This window comes from Pedobacter jeongneungensis (genome assembly GCF_000633455.1).
In the GTDB taxonomy this organism is placed as follows: Bacteria; Bacteroidota; Bacteroidia; order Sphingobacteriales; family Sphingobacteriaceae; genus Pedobacter; species Pedobacter jeongneungensis_A.
On the sequence record NZ_AYMG01000019.1, the window covers coordinates 62,390 to 84,974 of the forward strand.

The following is a 22,585-nucleotide window of genomic DNA, read 5'->3' on the forward strand; positions in this document are numbered from 1 at the left end:
GATCCATTCCATGAGTAAGAAAGTTTTGATAATTGAAGACAATAACGACATCAGGGAAAGTACTGCCGAAGTGCTCGATCTGGCTGGATACGAAACTTTTACCGCTAAACACGGTAAGGTAGGTGTTGAAATGGCTTTGCAGCACCTGCCAGATGTAATATTATGCGACATCATGATGCCTGAACTGGATGGATATGGCGTTTTATATCTTTTGAACAAAAATCCGAAAACCGCCAATATTCCTTTTATTTTCATCACCGCAAAAACAGAACGGGCAGATATGCGGAAAGGAATGGAAATGGGGGCAGATGACTACCTTACTAAACCCTTTGACGACATCGAACTTTTTAAGGCAATAGAAAGCAGGTTTAAGAAAAAACAGCAATCGGCAGGTTTTAACTCGGTTGCAAACGATAGTGAAACGGCAATGGATGAACTCCGTAAAAAAGGAAAATCAAGACCCGTGGGTAATAAACAGATTATTTACGTTGAAGGCGATGAACCAGCCCACCTTTATTATATAAGCAAAGGGCAAGTGAAAACCTACAAACGTTTTAAGGATGGCAGGGAACTTTCGTCAGGGCTTTACCACGATGGTGATTTTTTTGGCTACGAAAGTTTATGCAATGGTGAAGTTTATGCCGAAAATGCAGCAACCTTAACCGAATCAGAAATTATCCAGATTCCCAAAGCCGATTTTATGGAATACCTGCTCAATCATCAGGCGGTATCCAAAACCTTTATCCATTTATTATCCGGAAACGTACGCGATAAGGGAAAACAAATGCTTCAGCTGGCCTACTCTTCGGTAAGGAAGCGTGTAGCAGAAGCATTGCTGCAGGTTGCAACAAAATTTGGCGATGGCATTGCTGATAGCTGCACCATCCGTATTTCACGCGATGATCTTGCCGCCTTGGTGGGTACGGCCAGCGAAACGGTAAGCAGAATGCTGGCTGATTTTAAAGACGAAAAACTGATTGATAAAACTGGTAATGCCATTAATATTCTATCTATCGAAAAACTGAGGAATATTAAACAATAGCGTTCATTAGTCGTTGGTTCATTAGTCATTGGTTTATTGGTCATTAGTTTATTTGGTTAATTGTTTAAATTGGTTAACTGAACATTAGTTCATGTCAACTCGGTTAATCAACTCCCAACTTAATTTATTGATCATTAGTCAATCAACTCAAGACTATGGATTCAAGACTCCAGACTAAAAAAAGTAACGAGTATCATTTTTTTCTCTAAGCATTCTCATCTGTTACCTTACCGTTAGCCCATAGTTTTGTATACATAAATACTGTATATGAAAGCTATAGCTTACAACATTAAGCCCGATGAAAAGGAATGGTTGGTACTGGCCAATTATAAAAAACACGATATTACGATCATTGCTAACAGCTTAACCGCCGATACGCTTTCATTTGCAACCGGAAAGGAAGCCTTGTTGGTTTTTAATAACGACGACCTCAGCGAAGCCATGATTTTGGGGCTAAAAGCGCTTGGTATCAAATACATTGCCACCTCATCTTCCGAAACCGACCACCTTGACTTAAAAGCCGCAGGTTTTGCCGGAATGAAAGTCGCAAATGTTCCACTGGCATCAAAAGATGCTGACCCTAAATTAAGGATGGAACAGGTGGTTAAAAATCTCGATCAATGGGCTGCGGGTAAATGCGTAGGTAAAGCCTGCTGCTGCCAGAACGAATGTGCAACCATTAAAGCGTTAAAATAATGGAAACTGCTGCACTGCTTAAAAAATATAATATTGCTGCGCCAAGATACACCAGTTATCCAACGGTACCATACTGGGACAATGAAAACTTCAATCGAAAAGATTGGTTAACAACGGTAGCCAAAACCTATATCACATATAAAGAAGAAGGGATAAGTTTGTACATCCACCTTCCATTTTGCGAAAGCCTGTGTACCTACTGTGGCTGCAATACCCGTATTACCAAAAACCATTCGGTTGAGGTGCCATACATCCTCGCTGTACTTGCTGAATGGAACATGTATGTAGATGCTTTGAAAGAGAAACCCAAACTAAAAGAACTGCACCTGGGTGGGGGAACACCAACTTTTTTTAGTGCAGAAAACCTCGGGCTCCTCATTAACGGCATTATGCAAAATGCAATCCTGGCTCCCGATGCCGAACTCTCTTTTGAGGCGCATCCGGCCAATACCACCATTGAACATTTAACAACGCTTTACCAACTTGGTTTTAAAAGGTTAAGCCTTGGTATTCAGGATTTTGATCCCAAAGTACAGTTTTTGATCAACCGTTTTCAAACGCCGGAGCAGGTTGCGCTAATTACGGTACAGGCTAGGGCAATCGGCTATACTTCGGTTAATTTTGATTTGATTTATGGCCTTCCGGGACAAAGTATTTATGGATTAACGGACACCATAAATGAAGTTATTGCAATGCAACCAGATCGCATTGCATTTTACAGTTACGCACATGTGCCCTGGTTAAAACCCGGCCAAAGGCATTATACCGAAAAAGATATCCCTGTGGGGGATGAAAAATTTGCACTTTATCATTTAGGGAGGAAATTGCTTGATGATGCAGGCTATAAAGATGTGGGGATGGATCATTTTGCGCTGAAAAGTGATTCTTTATTCCAGGCGATGATAGAACAGAGTCTTCACCGGAATTTTATGGGCTACACCAATCAGCATACCCACTTGCTCATTGGATTAGGGGTTTCTTCCATCAGCGACAGTTGGACAGCTTTTGCACAGAATCCTAAAACGGTAGAGGCTTATCTGGATAAAATGGAATCGGGAATACTGCCTGTAGAAAAGGGACATTTCCTAACTGATAAAGATCTGGAGGTGAGAAAACACATCCTCAACATCATGTGTAAAGAAAATACCATTTACAATGAAGGTATTCCTGAAGCTGTATATAAAAGGCTTTTACCCTTATTGCTCGATAAACTGATCAGTGTAACCGAAAAGGAAATCAGCATTACCACAAAAGGAAAATCTTTCTTAAGAAATGTTTGTATGGCATTTGATGAAAAATTATGGCTTAAGCAGCCGAAAACCCAATTATTCAGTTCATCAATTTAAAAAATAATTACAATGGAAGATCAAAGTAAAACCACAATCAAAGCCATTTGCTACCACTGTGGAGAGGATCTGCCCAAGGTAAAATATCAAACAGAAGATAAAGATTTTTGCTGTGCGGGTTGTATGTCTGTTTTCAAGATCCTTTCCGAAAACAACTTATGCAATTATTATGTATACAACAATAATCCAGGCAGGCAGTTAAAAAATGAAAGCCATTTAGCCTACCTCGACGAGCCTAAAATTATTGATCAGCTGCTCGATTACAAACATGAAAGTTCGGGCATTATTACCTTTTACATCCCCGCCATCCACTGCAGCTCCTGCATCTGGTTATTGGAACACCTGTATAAAATCAATCCCGCTATTTTCAGCTCACGGATCGATTTCCTTAAAAAACAGGTTACCATAAGCTTCAATCATGAGGAAATCTCTTTGAGGCAGCTCGTAGAAACCTTAAACCAGATTGGTTACGAACCCTTAATCAGTCTTCAGGATGTGGTAAAAGCGCACAGCAGTTCGGTTGATAAAGCTTTAGTACTGAAAATCGCTGTTGCAGGATTTTTAATGGGTAATGTGATGCTTTTTAGTTTTCCCGAATATTTTGGCCTTTCGGGTTTTGAAAAACAGTTTCAGTCCTTATTCGGCTGGTTAAACCTGGCATTTTCTATCCCTGCTGCTTTTTATTGCGGCCGTGATTATTTTACCTCTGCCATTACCAGTATCAAACACAAACACATCAATTTAGATACGCCTTTGGCACTGATTATTGCGGTATTGTTTTTACGCACCGCGTTTGAAGTCATTTTTGCCACCGGGCCAGGTTTTGCCGATACCTTAACCGGTTTGGTTTTTTTGCTCCTTATGGGGAAATGGCTCAAACAGCATACCTATCACCACATTTCTTTCGACCGCGATTATCGTTCATACTTCCCAATTGCGGTAACCACATTGCAAAACGGTAAAGAAAAACCCGTATCCATTAACGAAATTAAAACCGGCGACAGGTTGTGGATTAGAAATGGAGAACTGGTGCCTGCAGATGCCATTTTAATGAAGGGCGATGCATGGGTGGATATGAGTTTTGTTACCGGCGAATCGGAGCCTATACATAAAGTGCTGGGCGAAATCATTTATGCAGGAGGGAGGCAAACCACCGAAGCCATAGAACTCGAAGTGATCAAACCGGTTTCGCAGAGTTACCTTACCGGACTCTGGAATAACGATAATTATAAAAACAACATCGAAAAACAGAATTTTAATGATTCTGTCGCGAAATATTTCAGCCTAGGTGTTTTTCTCATCGCATTTGCGGCTACAGCTTATTGGTTGTTTGAGCACGATAGTCACAAAGCCTGGTCGGCATTTACCGCGGTTATTATTGTGGCTTGTCCCTGTGTACTGGCTTTAAGCACGCCATTCACTTTATCCGCAATCTTATCTGTTTTTGATAAGAAAGGGTTTTATGTAAAAAATACTGATGCCGTTGAAGAACTGGCCAAATGCGATACCCTGATTTTTGATAAAACAGGTACATTAACCAGTAATGAAAATGCCGAAATTTCTTTTAGCGGATCCTTAACAAACGAAGAAAAACGGGTTGTGGCTTCGTTGTTGCGTAACTCCACCCATCCTTTAAGCCGGCATATTTTAAAGGCTTTAAACGTAGAAAGATTTTATTCACTTAACGATTATAAGGAAGTGGTGGGTAAAGGTTTATCGGCTCAGATCAACCATCATGCTATCTATGCCGGACATTTATCGATGTTGCCTGTAACCGTAAAATCTGCTGGGGAAAGCGGGGTGCACATTGTGATCGACCATACTTATAAAGGTTGTTTTGATATCAAACAGCAATGGCGGCCCGGACTGGCACAGCTGGTTTCGAAACTCTCCAAATTTAACCTTCAGGTTTTATCGGGCGATACGGATAAGGACGGTTCCATACTGACAACCATTTTTCCGGAAAACACTACCATCAGGTTCCATCAACGGCCATACCAAAAACTGGATGCCGTTTTAAACCTCCAGGAAAGCGGGAATAAAGTAATGATGCTCGGCGATGGCTTAAATGATGCGGGCGCCTTAAAGCAGAGTAATTTTGGGATAGCCATAACGGATAACATTAATAATTTTACCCCAGGCTGCGATGCCATTCTGCAGGGTGGTGGCTTGAATCTTCTGCCGCATTTTATCCAGCTTAGTAAAGATGGACTTAAAGTGATTAAAATAAGTTTTGTCATTGCCATTGCCTACAACTGTATTGGTATTTTTTATGCCGTACAGGGAACACTTTATCCATTGGTTGCTGCGGTGCTGATGCCCGTTAGTACTGTTACTATCATATTATTCACCACCCTCGCCACCCGCTGGTTTGCCCGTAAAAATAAACTGATATGAATATCCTCTACTTTTTGGTGGGCTGCAGCGTTTTAATGGCACTTATTTTTCTGGGTGCCTTCTTTTGGGCTTATAAAACTGGTCAGAACGATGACGTGCATACACCGGGTATTCGCGTATTGTTCGATGATGAGGTAATTTCCGAAAAAAGTGAAGAAGATCACTTTTCCAGCTAACCGCCATCATCCTTTATCTGCCTGCCGCAGGATACCTTTGGTGTACAAAACATACAAAATTCCGCTTCTATTATGCAGCTAGAAAAATTTACTTACGATAACAGGATTGTTCGAAACTTTGGCATTGCCACCCTGGTTTGGGGAATTATAGGGATGACCGTTGGACTGCTTGTTGCCATGCAACTTTTTAAACCGGCAATGAACATGGGCAGCCAGTACACCACTTTTGGCAGGATAAGGCCTTTGCACACCAATGCCGTTATTTTCGCCTTTGTGGGAAACGCCATTTTTATGGGTGTTTATTATTCGCTTCAGCGGTTACTTAAGGCCAGGATGTTTAGCGATGTGCTCAGCAAGATTCACTTTTGGGGCTGGCAGCTCATTATCTTATCGGCCGTAATTACCCTTCCGCTGGGTTTTACCACCTCACACGAATATGCCGAACTTGAATGGCCAATCGATATTGCCATTACCATCATCTGGGTGGTTTTCGGCATAAATATGTTCGGTACCATTATTAAAAGGAGAGAGCGCCACCTCTATGTGGCGATATGGTTTTACATCGCCACTTTTGTTACCATTGCGGTATTACACATTGTAAACTCTTTTGAGCTGCCCATTTCTTTTATGAAAAGCTACTATCTGTATGCAGGCGTACAAGACGCATTGGTGCAGTGGTGGTATGGGCACAATGCCGTAGCATTTTTCCTCACTACTCCTTACCTGGGTATGATGTATTATTTCCTGCCAAAAATGGCTGGCCGACCTGTTTATTCCTATAAACTGAGCATCCTGCACTTTTGGTCGCTCATTTTTATCTACATCTGGGCCGGTCCCCATCACTTATTGTACACCTCATTACCGGGTTGGGCACAATCATTAGGCGTTGCTTTTTCCATCATGTTAATCGCACCAAGCTGGGGCGGTATGATCAACGGTTTATTGACCCTTCGTGGCGCCTGGGATAAAGTAAGAGAAGATGTGACCCTTAAATTTATGGTGGTTGCCCTTACCGCTTATGGTATGGCCACTTTTGAAGGTCCTTTATTATCGCTAAAACAGATTAATGGGGTAGCGCATTTTACCGATTGGATTGTAGCCCACGTACATGTTGGCGCTTTGGGCTGGAATGGCTTTTTAACTTTCGGTGTATTGTACTGGTTAATTCCTCGTATTTATAAAACCGAACTCTACTCTAAAAAACTGGCGCGTTTCCACTTTTGGATCGGTACGTTGGGCATCCTTTTTTATGCCATCCCGATGTATTGGGCAGGTTTTACACAAGGTTTGATGTGGAAAGAATTTACCCCTGAAGGTTTATTGAAATACCCTAATTTCCTGGCTACGACCCTGCAGATTATCCCGATGCATGTTTTACGTTCAGTTGGCGGCGCTCTTTATTTAACAGGTGTAATCGTAATGACTTATAACCTGGCCAAAACCATGCTTGGGGCTAAACTTGTAGCCAATGAACCGGCCGAAGCCATGCCTTTAACCAAAATTATAGTAGACAGTAGTCCTGCCGATAAAGCCTGGCACAGGGTATTGGAGCGTAAACCAATGAAATTTATGGTGCTTTCGCTGATCATAATCCTCATTGGGGGAATGGTAGAGATGATGCCAACTTTTACGATCCAATCTAACGTGCCGACTATTGCAAGCGTAAAGCCATATACCGCGCTCGAGTTGCAGGGCAGGGATTTGTACATCAGGGAAGGTTGTGTAAACTGCCATTCACAAACCGTGCGACCCTTTCGTTCAGAAACAGAACGTTATGGCGAATACAGCAAGGCCGGAGAATTTGTTTACGATCACCCTTTTTTATGGGGCAGTAAACGTACCGGACCAGATCTTCATCGTGTAGGAGGAAAGTATTCTGATGCCTGGCATTACAATCACCTGGTTGATCCTACTTCAATGTCGCCGGGAAGTATTATGCCGCCATATCCATGGCTTATTGAACAGCAACTGGATATCACTACCACAGCCAGTAAAATCAGGGCCATGCGAACATTGGGCGTTCCGTATTCCGAAGGATATGACAAACATGCCAATGATGATTTAAAAATTCAGGCCGAAAAAATTGCGTTAGACCTGAAGCAGAACAACATTAAAGTTAAAAGCGACCGTGAAATTGTGGCCATCATCGCTTACCTGCAACGTTTGGGTACCGATATTAAAGCCAATAAAGAAACCATTCCTTCAAATCAATAAAATATGTTCAACCAGATCAAAAATTTAGCCGGTGGCGAAATATACCTCGTTACCTCTCTGCTTATGTTCATGGTGTTTTTTGTAATCGTGGGCGTTTACCTGCTCAAATTAAGTAAAAAACATATTGAAGTAATGAGCGAAATTCCTTTACAAGAAAACCAGCCTGATGTATATGAAGAAGATTAAACTATTGTTATCGTTCCTGTTTTTATCAATTGTAGCATCTGCTGCTGAGGAGAAAACTGCAGAGGCTGTAATACCTTCTCAGCCTGGATTAGGACTTAGCCAATCTGAAATACTCATTGTATTGCTTTTGCTTTTTGCGCTGGTACTGCTTTTTGTTTCGGTAACGCTGCTTAATGCTTTTAAGGTAATGTACCAGGAACAGTTAAACCCTACTCCATACAGCGAACCTGTAAAAGAGGAGGTGCTCGATTACGATAGCTGGTTAAAACAGAAAACGGTAAAACCTTCTGTCTGGGCAAAATTATTGGGTTTAAAACCTATTGAAGAAGAAAAGAACCTGGTAATTGATCATGCTTACGATGGCATCAAAGAGCTGAACAATCCGGTACCGGCCTGGTTCAACTTCCTGTTTTTTGGTACGATGATTTTCGCTGCTGGTTATCTCTTTTATTACCACATCGGTGGTTATGGCGATCTGCAGGATAAAGAATATGAAAATGAAATGGCCAAGGCACAGGTAGAAAAAGCAGCTTATCTCGAAAAATCAGCCAATACCATTGATGAAAATTCCGTAAAATTTGATAATACCCCAGCTGTACTGGCAGATGGGAAAACCATATTTAACACCAACTGTGTAGTTTGCCATGGCGATAAAGGCCAGGGGGTGATTGGCCCGAACTTAACCGATGATTACTGGTTGCATGGCGGCGGCATCAATAATGTGTTTAAAACCATTAAATATGGTGTTCCTGAAAAGGGAATGATCAGTTGGGAGAAAAACCTTAACCCTAAACAGATCAGTGCGGTTGCTAATTTTATCTTGTCGTTAAAAGGAAGCAACCCTGCTGGTGCCAAAGCCCCACAGGGCGAAAAATATGAGGCGAAAGACATGAAAGATAATGAGATGAAAGCAGCGAAGGACAGTGTAAATCAAGCCGATGTTACCAAAAAATAAACCGGAAAGCAGGGGCAGGAATTTCATTTACCCTAAAAAACCATCGGGTAGATTATACACCTACCGGAAATGGGTAAGTTATGCCCTGCTGTTATTTTTGTTCTCCTGTCCGTTTTTAAAACTCAATGGCGAGCAACTGGTGCTGCTGAATTTCATCGAAAGGAAATTTGTTTTCTTTGGGTTGATTTTTACCCCGCAGGATTTTTACCTTTTTGCACTCGCCATGCTCATCTTTATTATCTTCATTGTATGTTTTACAGTGGTATTGGGCAGGCTATGGTGCGGATGGGCCTGTCCGCAGACCATTTTTATGGAAATGGTGTTCCGTAGAATAGAATACTGGATTGAGGGCGATGCCAGTAAACAAAAGAAACTTGACGAAGGCCCCTGGAACGCAGAAAAGATAAGGAAAAAAGGAAGCAAACATTTCATTTTCCTGCTGATCTCTTTTGCCATTGCCAATACCTTTCTGGCTTATATGATCGGTTCGGATGTACTGCTTAAAATTATCACTGAACCCATTGCGGGCCATGTTTCGGGGTTTATATCCATCTGGCTGTTTACCCTTATATTTTATGGCGTATTTGCCTATGTACGCGAGGTGGTATGTACTGTAATCTGTCCTTATGGTAGGCTTCAGGGGGTGTTACTTGATAACCAGAGCCTCGTGGTAGCTTACGATTTTACCAGGGGCGAACCCCGCGGACGTTTACAACGAAATGCATTGGAACAGAAAACTGGCGATTGTATTGATTGTGGACTCTGTGTACAGGTTTGCCCTACGGGTATTGATATCCGCCAGGGAACACAGCTTGAATGTGTGAACTGTACCGTTTGCATCGATTCGTGTAACGAAGTCATGTTGAAAATAGGTAAACCCAAAAACCTGATCGGTTTCTTTAATCAGGATTTTATTGCAGATCGCAAACCTTATAAAATTGGTTTAAAATCTTACGGTTATGCTGCGGTTTTATTCGTGGTATTAATGGTTTTCTCTTCACTGATTTATAAGAGAGAAAACATCCAGACCACCGTTTTAAGGGCCAGCGGTACTTTATACCAAAGCAGGGGGACTGATAAAACCAGTAACCTGTACAATGCAGAGCTGGTGAACAAAACCAATAAGGCGGTCAAATTTTCTTTTAGGTCGCAGGATAGTGGTGATCAGATCGATTTTATTCAGCATGCAACTGTTTTGCCTAAAGAAGGAACCGTGCACCTCACGTTCTTTTTGGTCAGGAAAAATAGTTCGATTAAAAAATATAAAACAGATGCGGTTTTCGAAGTACTTGCCAATGGCGAGGTTTTGAGTACCGCAACAACTAGTTTTTTCGCACAGCCGGAAAGCGAATGATTGAATGAAGAGTGAGAGAATGACTGAATGTTAACGATCGAATATGGGATTTGCCTTTAAACATTCACTCATTCAAAATTCAATCATTAATTTAAAAACAAAACGTATGAACTGGGGAACAAAAATAGTAATGGGGATGGTTGCATTTATGATGTTTATCGTGGGGATGGTAATTTACATGTTCCATGTGCACGGTAGGGATGCCCTGATCGAAGAAAATTATTACGAAAAGGGAATCAATTACAATGCAGAATACGATGCCAAACAGAATGTATTAAATGACGATGCGAAGCCTAAAATTACCATTACCGATACCCAAATTGTAATACAGTTAAAAGACAGTGCGCAATATGAGCTGGTACTGATGCGGCCTGCCAACAGCGACGATGATGTTAAACGGAAAGGAAGCACCACCGGAACCTCGCATCTTATCCTGGTTGATAGAACAAAAATGGCTAAGGGAATGTGGTTTATCAACCTATCATGGCGTGCCGAGGGCAAAGCATATCTGTTTAAAAATAACATTACCTTATGACAGACTATTTGCCATTGGCATTTTTATTGGGACTGTTCGGAAGCCTCCACTGCGCGGTAATGTGCGGACCGATTATGTTGGGCATGCCATTCAGAAAGCAGGATTTTTTTGATAGTGCGGTTCAGCTTTTCTTATATCAGCTGGGTAGAATTGCTGTTTATACCATTTTAGGTTTGCTGGTCGGTGTTTTAGGAAACAGCATACGCCTTTTCAGCGATCAGAAAACGTTGAGCATGCTTATTGGTTCCGTATTAATTCTATTCACCGCCTTACAGTTTAATAAAAGTTATAGAAACAGGTTTTCAACGCTTCAGTTAAAGGCTATGAACCCGCTCAGCAAATTAATGGGGAAGGTGTTCAACTTAAAATTATGGGGATTGTTTGCAGGCGTGCTTAACGGCATTATCCCCTGTGGAATGGTTTACCTGGCCCTTGCAACAGCATTAAATACTGGGAATGTTCAATCGGGTGCTACATTTATGTTTCTTTTCGGTCTCGGTACTACACCATTAATGCTCATGATCTCGCTTGGCGGTATCTTTTTGAAAAAGTACATCCGTTTTAATACCAATAAGCTTATCCCCTGGCTCATGCTTTTTATGGGAGCTTTACTCATTATGCGGTCGGCTGATCTGGGTATTCCGTTTTTGTCTCCAAAAAATACAGGTGGCTATGGACATTCGATAGAATGCAGGTAGATAAGTTTTCAGTTGGCCGTTTGCAGTTACTAATGACCAGTTAACAGATTAACCAATTTAAACAATTAACCCAATGAACTATCTATCTTTATTATACTTCCCCCTGTAATCTAAAGGCGATAAGCCAGTATATTTCCTGAACACTTCACGAAATGCTTTAACATCTGCATAACCCACCGCGTACATCACTTCATTAATTGTTTTTCGGCTGGTTTCAAAAGCTTTTTTAGCCATTTCGATTTTAACCCGTTGCGCATACTCAATAGGGGTGTTTCCGGTTGCTTTGATAAACCTTCTGTCGAAATTCCTGCGGCCAACATTGAATTTTGAAGAGAGGTCGCTGATTGTGATTTTTTCTTCCAGATTATGCTCAATATAGTTTTGGGCCTGTTTCACAATTTCATCTTCGTGTTTTTTCTGACCGTTAAAAATCGTGAACTCCGATTGCGTGCTGCGGTCGATCTCGATCTGGAAAACTTTGGAGCAATAAATAGCAGTTTGCCTGTCGTAGTATTTTTCGATCAGGTACAAAATCAGGTTTAAAAAGGAGTAAGCTCCGCCATTGGTATAAATGCCACTTTCATCCGTAATCAGGTGATCCGTTTGCAAATTTATTTGCGGAAACATCAGTCGAAAATTTTCAGCAACTGACCAGTGTGTAGAACAAACCTTTCCATCTAACAAGCCCGACGCTGCAAGCAGAAACGTACCGGTACAGATGGTCGCAATTTCAGCACCCAGTTGATGCTGTTGTTGCAACCAGGTAACCAAGGCTTCATTTTCTTTCAGCGCAAGTTCGTAATTGTGGTTGAGGGAGGGTACAATAATCAGGTTGGTTTTCGCAATTTCTGCGATCGTGGTGTGTGGCTTAACGGAAAACAGACCCGCATTAAAATTCACCTGTTGCGACACCCCCGCCAGCTGGATGTTAAACAGCTCCTGTTTTGTATTGTTTTTCCAGTACAGGTTTGCCCTCGAAAAAATCTCGTAGGTTCCGGTAATGCTACTCAAATTATTCTCTCCATTGGGTACGATAATCGTCAGGTTTTTCATGGCTGTTTATTTACCCAAAGATAAGTTATACTGTTGTCCAAATCAACCCGCTATATTGTCTATTTAACACCCTGGCAAATTATAAAATCCTCTATTACTTTGTATATCAACTAGAAAAGATGGTCATTGATTTTAGCTGATGCCTCAAAAACCGAAAGAAATGAAAATAAACGTAACGATTGCACCGCTTATATTAACAGTACTGCTCAGCTGCCAAAATCCGACAGGAAAGCCTGCCCAACAAAAAGAATTAACAGAAACCACTCACCTAAAAAAAACAATTATGAACAACAAAGACTACACCACACAGATTGTGGTAAACAAAGATCCCCAAACAGCATTTAAGGCCATCCAAAACTTCAGGGGCTGGTGGTCGGAAGAAATTCAGGGCCCAAGCGATGTACTCAATGAATCCTTTTTTTACCATTATAAGGATGTGCATTTGTGTAAACTGAAACTTATCGAAAAAATTCCCGGTCAAAAACTCGTTTATCTGGTATTAGATAATCAGTTCAATTTTGTGAAAGATAAAAAAGAATGGATTGGTACGAAATTGATTTTTGAGTTAATCCTGGAGGGCGAGCAAACCAAAATTGTATTTACACACCAGGGTTTGGTACCCGAATATGAATGTTATAAAGTTTGCCATGATGCATGGACTGGCTACATTCAAGGCAGCCTGAAGAATTTTATTGAAACAGGAACAGGAAAACCCAATGGCAAAGAAGGTGGCCTTAACGCAGAACTTGTTAAAAAATGGGGTTTACCAGATAAATAATACGCGCACCAATATTGGGAAAACAATGATCAGTTTATTGAAATAAAATGGAACAGCAAAAAGATTATAACACTTCAATTGTGGTTGATAAATCTGCGGAAGAAGTATTTAATGACATCAATCAGGTTAGCGAATGGTGGCAGGGAGAAATTAAGGGAGATACCAGAGAATTAAATGATGAATTTACCTATCAAATGGGCGACGTTCATTTTTCTAAACAAAAAGTGATCGAATCACTGCCCGGAAAAAAAGTGGTGTGGCTGGTAACAGAAAGCGAAATCAACTTTGTGACCGATAAAAAGGAGTGGGTAGATACGAAAATCGTTTAACCGCCGAACAGTTTGAGGAACTGAGTGCCCGTTTTTATTATTCAGCTTATCTTTTTAACCGCCTGCCCGAATATACTTTTATGCCGGTTGAAGGCACTACCTATATCGAAGCGATGCCCTTATTCGAGATCAGTCCTGAAGGAGACAAAACCAGGTTAACTTTCACACACCAGGGGCTTGTACCAGCGATCGAATGTTATGGTGGGTGTTCAGTCGCCTGGCAAAGTTTAATTGAAAAAAGCCTGTTCAGTTATATTCAAACCGGCAAAGGTGTGGCGGTGTTTTAAAATCTGCGGTAATCTGTGTGATCTGCGGGCAAACCTTTCGTTTGATTGGTTCCCGCAGATTTAAATTGATTGACGCAGAATAGCACTTAGGTCATCCTGAGCGAAGTCGAAGGATTTACCGTATAAGAAATATAAGTTTACATGATCTTATATTTTATATGGTAAACAATTAATCTTTAATCAAAAAAGGTCTTCGACTACGCTCAGACTGACAAAATGAATCCTCATTAACATAAGTCTTAGTGATTAGGCCTGATGTGGGCTGATTGACTTGTGCTTTAAGGCTTTTAAATGAATTAATACATTGTTTAACGAAAGCACAAGTCATCTAAGCCTAAGTAACCTAAACTTGCACTAGAAAGGGCAATACTATTCTAAAAAATCAAGTATAAAATTATTGTACTCTTCACGCATTGGCAACTCGAAATCAGTATACAGCACCCGTTTATCTGCCGATACATATTCACTGGTTTTGGGATTAAACCCTTCTTTTTTTATATTCTTCCAATAAAAACCGATTCCTCTTTTTTGCCAGGCAGGGAGGTTGTTAAAATTGATGCCATATTGAAATAGTAATTCATTTTTAGCCGCAATGCTCATTCCTTCAATTTTAGAAGAAGCTTGGTTTCTGCTATGATTATTCTGTCTCAACCTCCAGTAACAATGTGCATTTAAGGCATTCCTGTGCGCATCTTCGCTGCGCCATCTGAAATAATCTTCAACTAATTTTTTATTGGGAAGTTCAGATATACGACAGTCAAATGCGCCAACATTTCCCAAAATTGAGGAAAATTTAGCACTGGCTTCGCCAGCCAAAACGGAAATATATTTTCTTGCCTTTCGCCCAAAAAGATTTTCACTTGGGTGAAATAGCAGCGATATTTCATCACTTTGCGTATAACCATAAATGATATTAAAACCGCAGTTCATCAGATGTTTTACGGTTTCAACCATCAGATCCCGAAATTTTTCATCAAACGGCGCTTCAAACTGGTGCACTTCCTTGGTAAGCCTGGTAAACCCCCGGCCATCAATTCTGGCAATCATGTACATCTCAGGCAAAATACAACGATCCTGAGCGGTTTCATAAACCCTCATCTTAGCATCCAAATCATCAAATTTCATCCGACCATAGTTTAATAGTAAAAGAGTTATTTTCAGCCGTTACATAATATAGTTCGTCGAAACCCTCATTCATTGATGGTAAGCTCAACTTTTTAAAAGTTCCCCTAATACCAATTTCAGGAATTTTCTCTTTGCCAAATCGTTGATTATTACGTTCGACAGCATTAGTCAGTTTTGATTGAAAATAATATCCCGTTACTTTGAATTTGTTTGCCTTGGCAATGGTTATATATTTTGCTCTTTCTTCTAGAGAAGGATTCGTATTATCAACCACAAAAGGTTGAGAGGTGAGGATGCAGGTTTCAATAAACCTGAGTTCCTTATTTCTCGTGTTTAATAAATCTAGGGAGATGCGTACATGCGTTTTAAAAAACTTCTCTTTGAAAAAAGTAGTTTTTCCAGTTGCCTGAATGCCACAAAATATAATTGCTTCCATCTTCCTAATGATTCGGTTTTTATGGATATAAAAAAAGGAAGAATTATTGTTAATTCTTCCTTTCATTTGATGCGGAGAGCGAGGGATTCGAACCCCCGGACCTGTTACAGTCAACAGTTTTCAAGACTGCCGCATTCGACCACTCTGCCAGCTCTCCGCTGCAAAAGTACAAACTCAGCTTAAATCTGCAAACTCAGAAAGCGTTTTTTTTATATAAACTTGATAATTACTTAACACAGAGGGAGAAAAAATTATTTCTTCCGGATGTTTTCTTCAATCGGCTCCGATTTTTTGAACAGGTTGAAGGTAGGGCGGATAATTTTAACACTCCGTTTGCTTACGTCAACGCTGGCATTCAGTTCAAAACCGATCAATAAAATGAGCGAATTGAGGTAAAGCCAGATCATCACTACAATCAGCGTCCCGATGGAGCCATAAACCTTATTGTAAGAGGCAAAATGATTGATGTAGAAAGAAAATCCCCAGATGGTAAGAAAGGCCAGAATGGTAGCTAACCACGAGCCGGCGCTAAACAAGCGCCATTTTTTGGTGTGCGAGGGTCCGTAGCGGTATAAAATGGAAATGGTAATGAAATACAGAATCGCTAATAGTGCCCATCTGGTAAATTTGATGGTATAAACCAAAAAACTATCTTTTAAGTGTAGTTCATCATTGATTTTGTTTAGCAGAACCTCGCCTAAAGCCATCGCACTGATGCAGATGATGATTGAAAAGCAGATGATAACCGTTAAGATCAATGCAATTAAACGTTGTTTTAACCAGCCCCTGGTTTCGATAATCAATGATGATTTGTTGAAGGCCTTCATCAGGTTTTTAACTCCATTGGTCGCAAAAAAGAGTGCCGATAAAAAACCGAAAGATAACAAACCCGTATTCTGCTTTTTGATGATGTCTTTTAGTGTGGTCTCAAAGGCATCAAAGGCATTATGTGGCAGTACCAGCTGGATCAGATTTAAAAGCTGATCCTGGAAACCCTTTATCGGGATAAAAGGAATTAAGGTAAACAAGAAGATAATGCCCGGGAAAATGGCCAGCATAAAACTGTAAGCCAGCGACGAAGATTTGTTTACGAGTGCATCTTTACCGATTTCGCGGAAGAAAAACGTAGCAACCGTATATAAGGGAAGCGGGCTAAATCCGGGCAAAATACATCCCTTAGTCCATTCTATAAATCTGGAATAGAGCTTAAGATGTAATAATTGCCGGTGTAACCATTCCATTGTAGCTGTTAATTAAAAAAATACCGATAACTTTTCCATAAAGTTTTCGGGAGGGTTGGTGGGCTTGTTTTTCTTCATGTCTACAAAAACAAGCGTTGTCGCCCCAATGTTGATCAGTTCTTCATTTTCATTGTACAGTTCATACTCAAAGAAAATGCGGATGCCGGGCAAAGTTTTAACAATGGTTTTAACCGTAATCTCCTGGTCGTATAAGGCAGGTTTAATGTATTTACATTTTAATTCCAACACAGGCATCATAATGCCGTCAGCTTCCATAGAACTGTAGCTCATGCCTAAACTCCGCAACATTTCTACACGGCCCACTTCGTAGTACTGTGCATAATTGCCATAATACATATAACCCATCTGATCGGTCTCGCCATAGCGCACCCTGATTTTTGTACTGTGGCTATACATTATTTAAAGATATTTCTTTTGTTTAAAGCCTCGCGATATTTTTTTGCATTGATTTCGTGTTCTGCCTTGGTTTCAGCAAAGTTATGGTAACCCGAGAAATCTTCTTTGGCACACATGTAAATGTAATTGTTTTTATCACGGTTTAACACGGCGTCAATGGCATTAATACTTGGCATCATAATCGGGCCCGGAGGCAAACCTGCATATTTATAGGTATTGTAAAGCGATTGCACCTGCAATAATTTTCCGGTCACCCTTTTTACGGTAAAGTCGTTATTGGCGAATATCACCGTCGGATCGGCCTGTAATAAAATGCCTTTGTTCAGGCGGTTTAAATATAAACCGGCGATAATGGGCATTTCTTTATCGTAAAGCGCCTCGCCATCAACAATGGAGGCTAAGGTATATACCTGTGCAGGCGTAAGATTTAAGCTTGCCGCTTTTTGTTTACGGTCGGCATTCCAGAATTTATCGTATTCTTTGTGCATGCGCTCAAAAAAGTCAACCGGCGAGATATTCCAGTACATTTCATAAGTATTCGGGATAAACATCGCATACACATTATCCTGGTTGAAGCCGTATTTGCTGATCAATGCAGTTGAATCTAATACACGGATAAAACTTAACGAATCGGCTTCAAGGTTACTAGCCAGGTAGGCCGCAAAATTTTCTTTCTTACGGATATTCTGGAATTTCAGTTTAACAGGATCCTGATTTCCGGCTTTGATCAGGTTAATCAGCGAGCGGTTGGTCATGCCTTTTTTCAAACGGTAACGGCCGGGTTTAACGCTTGTTGCCAGGTTCATTTTTCCGGCAGCGGCAGTAAAAGATCCGATGTTCTTTACCAGGTCTTTCTTTTTGATTTCGGCAAGCAGATCGTCATAGCTACTACCCGTTTTGATATATAAATATTTTTGATTTTCGGTAATGTTAGGGGCAAAGTAAAGCCTGTAAATGTTCAGCGCAAAGTAACCGGCAATTAGAATAACAATCAGCGCAATTATAATTGCGGCTTTTTTGCCTGTGCTCGTGGTCTTTTTTTCTACTTCAGTCATCTGTATCGTATGCGTATGTTATTGTTGTTTATTGGATAGTGTAATGTTGATTTTAGTGCCTAAAGGTACTTTTGTTAACGAATCAACTAACATGGGGTCTTGTTTTATAATAATGGCAGCAGCACTGTCGGTTACTGCTCCTTCATAAATAATGGTACCTAAACTGAGGTTCGAGCCCCTCAAACTAAACTTCGCTTCATCCATGGTTAAGCCCATCAATTGCGGAATGTCTACTTCTTCATTTCCACGGCCATCACCCAGTACCAGGTTAATCCTCGAACCTACCGGAACAATTTGTCCTGCAGCAATCGGTTGACCGCCAAAAGAGGCTTCCAGTACCACATCACGGCTTACATCCGGTTTATAGGTGGTATCGCCCAGTTTTAACCTCGAACTTTCAATAATCGCTTGCGCTTCACGTAAGGTTTTAAACGCAATATCCGGGAATTTTGTATTTGGTGTTTTACCCGCATTAATGGTTAAATAAATGGTACGGTTATCTTTTACAAAAGTATTGGGGTCAGGATCCTGGTCAATTACAATCCCGGCAGGCTGATCCATGATAAAAACAGAATCTACTTCGTATTTTAATCCGGCATCTTCCAGTTTTTTTACTGCTTGTTCAAAAGAAAGACCCTTTACCATAGGCACATTTAATCCTTCACCATGTTTGGTGTAATATCTTAAGCTAAAAAATGCAATCAGGAGCAATGCAATAACGGTAATTACGGCAGCTAAAATGTTGTTTCTAAACGATTTGGTTTTTAAGTAATCTATAAATTTAGACATGTATCTTAAATGGGGTTTATGCGTATAAGCTCAAATGTAACTATTTTAATTATTGATTGAATTATAGAATCTAAATCGCCATCCAATCATTCGCTAATTCAATCCCTCTCTCTTCAATAATTGTTCCGTTAATGTGATCAAAGCACAAAGATATTTATATTTTTGGGGATATATTTATATTCAATTTCTATTTATAAAAGGATTTCTGACATGAAGAAAACTATTGCGTTGTTAACAGGCGGTACCACAGGCGAATGGGTTGTTTCGGTAAAAAGTGCAGCAACAATTGCCCAGAACATCGACCCTAATTTATACGATGTTTATAAAATTATGCTGAACGAAAAAGGATGGTTTTATGAGCCGGCTGATTCTGTAAAGATTGAAATTGATAAAAATGATTTTTCCTTAACGCTTGATGGCCGCAGGATAAAGTTTGATGGGGTTTTTATTGCCATTCATGGTTCGCCTGGTGAAGATGGAAAATTACAGGGCTATTTCGATATGCTCAGTATTCCGTACACCACCTGCGATGCCTTAACTTCATCAATTACGATGAACAAAGGTTACACCAAGGCCATAGTTGAAGGGATTGATAACTTGTATACTGCGAAATCCTTTCAGATATTTAAAGGCGGAAATTACAGTTTAAGCCAGATTAAACAGGATTTAAGACTGCCTTATTTTGTGAAACCCAATAGTGGCGGGAGCAGCATTGGCATGAGTAAGGTAAAACACGCCGATGACCTTGACGAAGCCATTGAAAAGGCTTTTAAAGAAGATACCCAGATTTTAATTGAGGAATTTGTAAGCGGAAGGGAATTTTCGATCGGTGTTTTTGGTGCCGAAGGAAAAATCATTGTTTTACCCACAACAGAAGTGATCCCACAAAATGAATTTTTTGATTTTGAAGCGAAATATACGCCTGGTGCTACAGAAGAAATTACGCCTGGCCGCATGAATGAGGAAGAATTGCAACGTGTGCAACAAGTGGTTACTGATGTATATAAAAAGCTAAATTGCAGGGGAGTGGTGCGTGTAGATTATTTCCTGGAGCACGAAACAGGAAAATTTTATTTTATCGAAATCAATACCATCCCCGGACAAACGGCCACAAGTTTTATCCCTCAACAGGTAGCTGCGATGGGCATATCGCTTAAAGAGTTTTATACCCGTTTAATGAAGGAAACATTGGGTTAATGCATTGAGTGAAATAGTCATTTCGACCAAATTCCTTGGTCTGTGTCCTCACAGACCATCACGGTCATTAAGCGCAAATGAGGCGCATAAAATTAAAAATTGCCACGGAGACACTGAGAACACGGAAAATATAACTTGTTACGGGTTGCTCAAAATTAGCGCTGGAGCTTATATTTTCTTACATGTCTTACATGGTTTAAAAACAGGTGCTATAATGTTTTCCCATATAAGACATATAAGTTAATTGAAGCTCATAAGTTCAATAAACATTACTCAAATGCCATGGTCTGTGTCCTCACTGACCATCGCGTTAATCAGAATTGCCACGGATGCACTGAAAACACGGAAAATATAACTCTTTTCCGGTTTCTCAAATAACCGCTCTGAGCTTATATTTTCTTACATGTCTTATATGGTTTAAAAACAAGTGCTATAATGTTTTACCATATAAGACACATAAGTTCAATAAACATTACTCAAAATACCATGGTCTGTGTCCTCACAGATCATCGCGTTAATCAAGCGCAAAAAAGATAGAATTGCCACGGAGACACTGAGAACACGGAAAATGTAACTCTTTTGGGATATTAAAAATTAGCCGTACTGAGCTTATATTTTCTCTTATGTCTTATATGGTTTAAAAAAAGAGGATACCCTCCCGGATATCCTCTTTTTTTGATAGTTTTTAAAAGATTAATACTTGTAAGCAATTCCTTTTTTAATGTTTTGCGAACCACCCATTCTGTTAGATGATGAACCTACTGTGCTTTTATCGTCAGTTAAGAAAATAAACGGACAACCAATTTTAGCAGCTTCCATTTTTAATTTTTTCTCTGCTTTTTTATCGCCTGTGTTTCCGGTGTGGTAGTTAATCAAACCAGTTTTACCCCTAACTTCTTCTACTTTTTTTAAGCCTGTTGAAGCTGCTTTGTCTTCTAAAATAACAACCTTTTCCCAGTCTTCTTCGGTAGATACTACAATTTTTTCGGTAATATTTTCTACTCTTCCGCTTTTACCGTAAACAATTTTTTCGATTGCATACTTTCCTAAGGTATTGTCAGAATCTTCTCCATCGTATTTAAATACAACATCGTATTCTTCTACCTTAACAACTTTACCTTTGATTGTTTCTCCATTGTGTTTTGTAATTACATCAACCTGCGCTTTGGCAAAAAATGTAGTTAAAACGAGAGTCATTAAAATGATGATTTTCCTCATACTTTTTGTTTGTTTGATTTTTGCCCAAAAATATAAAAAAACATGATTTTACAAATTAAAATATTTCATTTAAAGGGGAGATTTTCAAATAATTAGAAGAGAAAGAAAATTCAGACATGAAAGATTCAAGATTGAACTACAACGCTTTCGAATTAATAAGATGCGTTAAGATATCTTGGAGCTTAATTTTCTTACATGTCTTATATGGTTTAAAAACAGGTGCTATAATGTTACCATATAAGACATATAAGTTCATTGAAGCTCCCTGTTTCAATGAACTTATAATTTATTAGTGCTCAATCTGATTAATACAATCAACTAAAGCTTTAACTTTAATTTCAGAAGTTAATTCGTAACGATATTCATCCTCAATACTACCCATTTTGGTTTCGGTATTTCTGAATTTCATTTTACTGGCCACAAATTCCTTTGCCGAAGCATGAAATTCTGTTGCTCCCGTTTGGTTAATGAGTTGCTGGATGTTGCCTTCATTTATTCCGGCACCAGGCATGATTGTGATCCTGCCATTTGCCTTTTTAACCAATTGAGATAGTTTTTCTGCACCTAATGGGGCTGAAGATGCACCACCAGAAGTAAGCACTCTTTTGATGCCGAGTTCGATTAGATCTTCCAGTGCCTGATCCATATCGTTACTCATATCAAAAGCCCTGTGGAAAGCTACAGCCATTGGTTTAGCCAATTCGATCAGTTCGGCACACCTTTCTTTGTCAATTGCACCATCTGCTTTCAGTATTCCTATAACAATACCTTCACAATTTAATGATTTGCAGATTTTTATATCTTCTTTCATTAACTCAAATTCTGTGTCGGAATATAAAAAATCGCCACCCCTCGGACGGATAATCGGCCAGATTTCGATGGACAGGTTTTTCTTGGCTAATGCCAGCTGACCATAACTTGGTGTAGTACCGCCCTCGGCCAGGTTATCGCAAAATTCAGCCCTTTTAGCACCGCCATTTTGAGCAGCCAATGCTGAAGCATAGGAATTTGCGCAAACTTCTAAACAGGCATTTTTTGTGATTGAATCACTTTTCATTTAA

General features: G+C 40.0%; 24 protein-coding genes and 1 tRNA gene. 15 read left to right on the forward strand and 10 right to left on the reverse strand.

Annotation, left to right across the window (positions count from 1 at the left end):
- The first annotated feature begins 10 nt into the window (after positions 1-10).
- From U859_RS0118030 to U859_RS0118080, 11 genes are all read left to right on the forward strand, one after another.
- Entirely contained in the window at positions 11-1,042 is a 1,032-nt protein-coding gene (locus U859_RS0118030; protein ID WP_025144727.1) for a response regulator, read from the forward strand.
- 267 nt (positions 1,043-1,309) lie between these two features.
- Complete coding sequence (locus U859_RS0118035; RefSeq protein WP_025144728.1) at positions 1,310-1,738, forward strand: hypothetical protein; 429 nt, start codon at positions 1,310-1,312, stop codon at positions 1,736-1,738.
- Positions 1,738-3,084: an oxygen-independent coproporphyrinogen III oxidase gene (gene hemN / locus U859_RS0118040; protein WP_025144729.1), complete on the forward strand. Its 1,347-nt coding sequence runs from the start codon at positions 1,738-1,740 to the stop codon at positions 3,082-3,084. The genes U859_RS0118035 and hemN overlap by 1 nt, the downstream gene beginning before the upstream one ends.
- Positions 3,085-3,096: 12 nt before the next feature.
- Positions 3,097-5,481: a heavy metal translocating P-type ATPase gene (locus U859_RS0118045; RefSeq protein ID WP_025144730.1), complete on the forward strand. Its 2,385-nt coding sequence runs from the start codon at positions 3,097-3,099 to the stop codon at positions 5,479-5,481.
- The gene (ccoS, locus tag U859_RS0118050; RefSeq protein ID WP_025144731.1) at positions 5,478-5,657 is read left to right on the forward strand and encodes a cbb3-type cytochrome oxidase assembly protein CcoS; all 180 of its coding nucleotides are present in this window, start codon (positions 5,478-5,480) and stop codon (positions 5,655-5,657) included. Before U859_RS0118045 ends, ccoS begins: the two co-directional genes overlap by 4 nt.
- Positions 5,658-5,729: 72 nt before the next feature.
- On the forward strand, positions 5,730-7,871 hold the full coding sequence (gene ccoN / locus U859_RS0118055; protein ID WP_025144732.1) for a cytochrome-c oxidase, cbb3-type subunit I: 2,142 nt from the start codon (positions 5,730-5,732) through the stop codon (positions 7,869-7,871).
- Between the two features lie 3 nt (positions 7,872-7,874).
- The gene (locus tag U859_RS0118060) at positions 7,875-8,057 is read left to right on the forward strand and encodes a hypothetical protein (RefSeq protein ID WP_025144733.1); all 183 of its coding nucleotides are present in this window, start codon (positions 7,875-7,877) and stop codon (positions 8,055-8,057) included.
- On the forward strand, positions 8,044-9,012 hold the full coding sequence (locus U859_RS0118065; protein ID WP_025144734.1) for a cbb3-type cytochrome c oxidase N-terminal domain-containing protein: 969 nt from the start codon (positions 8,044-8,046) through the stop codon (positions 9,010-9,012). The genes U859_RS0118060 and U859_RS0118065 overlap by 14 nt, the downstream gene beginning before the upstream one ends.
- Entirely contained in the window at positions 8,996-10,366 is a 1,371-nt protein-coding gene (ccoG, locus tag U859_RS0118070) for a cytochrome c oxidase accessory protein CcoG (RefSeq protein ID WP_029985926.1), read from the forward strand. Before U859_RS0118065 ends, ccoG begins: the two co-directional genes overlap by 17 nt.
- A gap of 106 nt (positions 10,367-10,472) precedes the next feature.
- Positions 10,473-10,901: a FixH family protein gene (locus U859_RS0118075; protein ID WP_029985927.1), complete on the forward strand. Its 429-nt coding sequence runs from the start codon at positions 10,473-10,475 to the stop codon at positions 10,899-10,901.
- Complete coding sequence (locus U859_RS0118080; protein ID WP_025144737.1) at positions 10,898-11,599, forward strand: sulfite exporter TauE/SafE family protein; 702 nt, start codon at positions 10,898-10,900, stop codon at positions 11,597-11,599. The genes U859_RS0118075 and U859_RS0118080 overlap by 4 nt, the downstream gene beginning before the upstream one ends.
- A 78-nt stretch (positions 11,600-11,677) precedes the next feature.
- Here the strand turns inward: U859_RS0118080 and U859_RS0118085 are convergent, their stop codons facing one another.
- Positions 11,678-12,652, reverse strand: a complete 975-nt coding sequence (locus tag U859_RS0118085) for a GlxA family transcriptional regulator (protein ID WP_025144738.1) — start codon at positions 12,650-12,652, stop codon at positions 11,678-11,680.
- Positions 12,653-12,812: 160 nt separating this feature from the next.
- On the opposite strand from U859_RS0118085, the gene U859_RS0118090 reads away from it, so the two are divergent.
- Genes U859_RS0118090 through U859_RS31210 form a run of 3 tightly spaced genes read left to right on the forward strand, consistent with a single transcriptional unit; the run spans position 12,813 to position 14,046 of the window.
- Positions 12,813-13,430, forward strand: coding sequence for an SRPBCC domain-containing protein (locus U859_RS0118090; protein ID WP_240183070.1), 618 nt, complete (start codon positions 12,813-12,815; stop codon positions 13,428-13,430).
- 47 nt (positions 13,431-13,477) lie between these two features.
- Entirely contained in the window at positions 13,478-13,759 is a 282-nt protein-coding gene (locus U859_RS0118095; protein WP_025144740.1) for a hypothetical protein, read from the forward strand.
- Positions 13,735-14,046: a hypothetical protein gene (locus U859_RS31210; protein WP_025144741.1), complete on the forward strand. Its 312-nt coding sequence runs from the start codon at positions 13,735-13,737 to the stop codon at positions 14,044-14,046. The genes U859_RS0118095 and U859_RS31210 overlap by 25 nt, the downstream gene beginning before the upstream one ends.
- Before the next feature lie 369 nt (positions 14,047-14,415).
- Here the strand turns inward: U859_RS31210 and U859_RS0118105 are convergent, their stop codons facing one another.
- The 7 genes from U859_RS0118105 to U859_RS0118135 form a co-directional block, all read right to left on the reverse strand.
- A complete protein-coding gene (locus U859_RS0118105) occupies positions 14,416-15,171 on the reverse strand; it encodes a tRNA(His) guanylyltransferase Thg1 family protein (protein ID WP_025144742.1) in 756 nt (251 codons plus the stop codon).
- Positions 15,161-15,607, reverse strand: coding sequence for a kinase (locus U859_RS0118110; RefSeq protein WP_025144743.1), 447 nt, complete (start codon positions 15,605-15,607; stop codon positions 15,161-15,163). The genes U859_RS0118105 and U859_RS0118110 overlap by 11 nt, the downstream gene beginning before the upstream one ends.
- A 72-nt stretch (positions 15,608-15,679) precedes the next feature.
- Positions 15,680-15,764 (reverse strand) — tRNA-Ser (locus U859_RS0118115).
- Between the two features lie 94 nt (positions 15,765-15,858).
- Complete coding sequence (locus U859_RS0118120) at positions 15,859-16,848, reverse strand: YihY/virulence factor BrkB family protein (RefSeq protein WP_025144744.1); 990 nt, start codon at positions 16,846-16,848, stop codon at positions 15,859-15,861.
- Positions 16,849-16,860: 12 nt separating this feature from the next.
- Positions 16,861-17,265, reverse strand: a complete 405-nt coding sequence (locus U859_RS0118125; RefSeq protein WP_025144745.1) for an acyl-CoA thioesterase — start codon at positions 17,263-17,265, stop codon at positions 16,861-16,863.
- Positions 17,265-18,320, reverse strand: a complete 1,056-nt coding sequence (gene mltG, locus U859_RS0118130) for an endolytic transglycosylase MltG (protein ID WP_025144746.1) — start codon at positions 18,318-18,320, stop codon at positions 17,265-17,267. The genes U859_RS0118125 and mltG overlap by 1 nt, the downstream gene beginning before the upstream one ends.
- Positions 18,321-18,338: 18 nt before the next feature.
- Positions 18,339-19,109: a PASTA domain-containing protein gene (locus U859_RS0118135; protein ID WP_025144747.1), complete on the reverse strand. Its 771-nt coding sequence runs from the start codon at positions 19,107-19,109 to the stop codon at positions 18,339-18,341.
- 210 nt (positions 19,110-19,319) lie between these two features.
- On the opposite strand from U859_RS0118135, the gene U859_RS0118140 reads away from it, so the two are divergent.
- A complete protein-coding gene (locus U859_RS0118140) occupies positions 19,320-20,306 on the forward strand; it encodes a D-alanine--D-alanine ligase (RefSeq protein ID WP_025144748.1) in 987 nt (328 codons plus the stop codon).
- A 693-nt stretch (positions 20,307-20,999) separates the two neighbouring features.
- Here the strand turns inward: U859_RS0118140 and U859_RS0118145 are convergent.
- Positions 21,000-21,524 (reverse strand): hypothetical protein, encoded by a 525-nt coding sequence (locus tag U859_RS0118145; protein ID WP_025144749.1) that lies wholly within the window; start codon positions 21,522-21,524, stop codon positions 21,000-21,002.
- A 289-nt stretch (positions 21,525-21,813) separates the two neighbouring features.
- The gene (locus U859_RS0118150) at positions 21,814-22,581 is read right to left on the reverse strand and encodes a copper homeostasis protein CutC (RefSeq protein WP_029985931.1); all 768 of its coding nucleotides are present in this window, start codon (positions 22,579-22,581) and stop codon (positions 21,814-21,816) included.
- Positions 22,582-22,585: the final 4 nt, after the last annotated feature.